This is a genomic window from Rothia sp. HMSC067H10, assembly GCF_001810635.1.
In the GTDB taxonomy this organism is placed as follows: Bacteria; Actinomycetota; Actinomycetes; order Actinomycetales; family Micrococcaceae; genus Rothia; species Rothia dentocariosa.
In genome coordinates, this window is the sequence record NZ_KV802283.1 from 1 (window position 1) to 615 (window position 615).

Consider the following 615-nt stretch of genomic DNA (forward strand, 5'->3'; position numbering starts at 1 on the left):
AAAAGCGGAGCAGGAGGTAGAAAAAGCCAAAGAGCCTGCCCGAGATAACATAGCCCTCGTCTTTATAATTACCATCGGGCTAGGGTTTGTAATTATGTTTTCCTCCGTGTTCCCCATCTACATCTATGGAAAATCATTTGATGTGGGAACACTCATGCACCCAGCAGCACTGGTAACCGCAGGGATGATGCTCGTATCCGTCATAGCTAAACGAGTCTTGAAAATACATCCAGCCATCATGTTTGTGCTGCTCGGCGTAGCGGTAGTGGCTGTAGTAATATGGGTGGGCTTTCCAGGGTGTATGGTGATAATTCCAGGTTTAGTCGGGTACTGGACAGCAGAAGCATGGTTCTTGGCGGCATCTGGATGGGCTGCTTCGATACGGGAGCGTATCGCTATGCAAATCATCAAAGTCCGTCATGATAAGTAACAGTCTTTCCCAACGTTCCTATACTGCTGTACGGTAACGAGCCTGTGTTTGTGCAGCAGCCTGCAGTGCAGGAACCGGTGCCTGATCCTCGTGCGGGAAATCCCGCTGGTAGCCCTGTGGTGCCTTCACCGAACCCACGCCCGGAACCAACAACCAGTAGTGAGCACCCATAAACAAGATTCCCC

Annotated in this window: 1 protein-coding gene; it reads left to right on the forward strand. The window is 50.7% G+C overall.

The window, feature by feature from the left end; genetic code table 11:
- Nucleotides 1–430 (forward strand): hypothetical protein (locus HMPREF2756_RS11225; RefSeq protein WP_168163739.1); only part of this gene is annotated, 430 nt, incomplete at its 5' end.
- Between the last annotated feature and the right edge of the window lie 185 nt (nucleotides 431–615).